Raw genomic sequence first — 2,173 nt, 5'->3', positions numbered from 1 at the left:
TCCTGAGCCGGGTGCCGGGGCTCACCGCGGCGGCGGCTACTCCCCGCGCGCCGCGGTGAGCCCCGGCACCCGGCTCAGGAAGACGGCCTGCCCCTTGCGCGGCACCCGCACCGCCTGCTGCGAGACGTACTCCATGGTGAGCGTCTGGCCGACCTCGCCGGTGATCAGCGCCCGCACGTCCTCGTTCTGCACCGGTATCTCCGTGCCCGGCGCGGCCGTCAGCCGCTCGAAGTGCCGGGTCGCGAAGAACACCAGCGCCCCGCCGTCGGCGGTGCGCAGCCCCAGCGGCGCGTAGTCGCCCTTGGTGAGCGCCTCGTCCTTGAACTGCCGCACCAGCCCGGGCCGCTTCTCGTTGCGCTTCCGCTGCTCGCGCACCACGCTGGTGTGCGGCCCCTGGGCGAAGGCGTCGCCGCCCTCGCCGAGGTAGCCGGCGTACGCCTCGCTCAGCTTCGACGGCGCAAGGGCCAGCTGGTCGCCCGCCGTCGCGGGCACCGCGTGGCCGTCCTCGTCCTTGCGGAAGTCCGGCACGTCGTCGGGGTCCAGGAGCGTCAGGTAGGCCGCCTGCCAGGGCTCCTTCGCGTGCTCCTTGACGAACACCAGCATCCAGCGGGCGTCGCCGCCCTTGTTGCCCCGGGCGTCCGCGAGGAACCAGCGCGGCCAGCCCGCCTTGGCGGGGATGGTGTAGCGCGCGTCGCTCAGTTCGAGCGGCTCGTGGGCCGCGTTGCCGTCGGGGTGGTTGGCGTGGCGCGCCTTCAGCCGCGCGCCGTCTATGGCGCCGAACGCGCCGGTGACCCGGTCCTCGTCGAGGCTCCGGTCGTACGCCTCGTCGGCGGCGTTGTAGGCGTCGGTGAACGTCCGCAGCGCGCCGGCGGCCTCCTTCGGGGTGGCGGCCGGCAGGACCTCCCGCTCCCCGTGCACCACGACGCACCCGCTCAGGGCCAGGGACAGCGCGGCCAGGACGGCCGGCAGGACGCGACGCCCCCTCGTGCTCTTCAACTCGCCTTCTCCTTCCGGCTTACGCAGCCGCACCCTACCCGTGCCGGGCGGCGCGCCGGGCGGTACCGGGGGGATGCTTGAATGCGCGACGTGACTCCTTACGACGTGCTCCGGGTCTTCTGCGACGCCGGGCGCGGCTACGGCAACGAACTCGCCGTGGTCCGCGACGGCTCGAAGATCCCCGGCGAGACCGAACGGCAGGCGATGGCCGCCGAACTCGGCTTCAGCGAGACGGTGTTCGTCGACGACCCGGAGCGCGGTGTGATCGACATCTACACCCCGACGCTGCGGCTGCCGTTCGCCGGCCACCCCTGCGTGGGCACCGCCTGGCTGCTGGACCTGCCCGAGCTGATCACCGCCGCCGGCGAGGTGGGGGTCCGGCTGGACGGCGAGTTCACCTGGATCGAGGCCCGCGCCGAGTGGGCGCCGCCGCGGATCCTGCGGCAGTACGCCTCCGCCGTCGAGGTGGACTCCCTCGAGGTGCCGGAGAAGGGCGAGTGGATCTACGCCTGGGCCTGGGAGGACGAGGCGGCGGGGCGCGTCCGGGCCCGCGCCTTCCCCGGCCGGGACGACGGCATCGACGAGGACGAGGCGACCGGCGCGGCCGCGCTGCTCCTCACCCAGCAGCTGGGCCGCGCCCTGAACATCACCCAGGGCGCCGGTTCGCAGATCCTGACGGCGCCGCAGCCGGGCGGCTGGGTGGAGATCGGCGGCCGCGTCGTTCTGGAGCGCTGACCCCGTGGACGAGCAGCGGATGTGGGAGTCGGTCGAGGACCTGTGGACCTGGATCGACCGGAACAACACCCGGCCCCGCGAGCAGGAGGTGCTGCTGGCGGTGCTGAAGCTGTCCGAGGAGGTCGGCGAGACGGCGCAGGCGGTGATCGGCGCGATGGGGCACAACCCGCGCAAGGGCGTCACCCACGACTGGGACGACGTCCGGGCCGAGCTGTGCGACGTGGCGCTCAGCGCGCTGGTGGCGCTGCGGATCCTCACCCCGGACGCGGGCGAGGTGTTCACCGCCCACGTGGAGGGCGTCCGCCGGCGGTCCCAGGCCGTCGAGGCGGGGAAGAGGCGCCCGCAGGAGGGCGCCTGACCGTCCCGGCCGAGCACCGGGGTCGGCCGGGAGCGGGCGGGCGCCGGTTCAGGCGGCGTCGAGGTGGGCGAGGACGGCCAGGAC

General features: G+C 74.4%; 3 protein-coding genes. 2 read left to right on the top strand and 1 reads right to left on the bottom strand.

Annotated features, from left to right (window positions below; all coding sequences use genetic code 11):
• Nucleotides 1–36: 36 nt before the first annotated feature.
• Nucleotides 37–996 (bottom strand): hypothetical protein, encoded by a 960-nt coding sequence (locus ACOV8S_RS10460; protein WP_448317514.1) that lies wholly within the window; start codon nucleotides 994–996, stop codon nucleotides 37–39.
• A 90-nt stretch (nucleotides 997–1,086) separates the two neighbouring features.
• On the opposite strand from ACOV8S_RS10460, the gene ACOV8S_RS10455 reads away from it, so the two are divergent.
• Together ACOV8S_RS10455 and ACOV8S_RS10450 are read left to right on the top strand one after the other, a co-directional pair.
• A complete protein-coding gene (locus tag ACOV8S_RS10455) occupies nucleotides 1,087–1,731 on the top strand; it encodes a PhzF family phenazine biosynthesis protein (protein WP_448317513.1) in 645 nt (214 codons plus the stop codon).
• Between the two features lie 19 nt (nucleotides 1,732–1,750).
• The gene (locus ACOV8S_RS10450) at nucleotides 1,751–2,089 is read left to right on the top strand and encodes a MazG-like family protein (protein ID WP_448317900.1); all 339 of its coding nucleotides are present in this window, start codon (nucleotides 1,751–1,753) and stop codon (nucleotides 2,087–2,089) included.
• The last annotated feature ends 84 nt before the right edge of the window (nucleotides 2,090–2,173 follow it).

Source organism: Streptomyces sp. CO7, from assembly GCF_053474865.1.
The sequence above is the reverse complement of the archived record's forward strand: the minus strand, read 5'-3'. Positions and strand labels throughout refer to the sequence as shown.

What these genes read in the sequence shown, in the direction of transcription:
- ACOV8S_RS10450 (WP_448317900.1), top strand. Translation starts at nt 1,751, where the DNA reads ATGTGGGAGTCGGTCGAGGACCTGTGGACCTGGATCGACCGGAACAAC.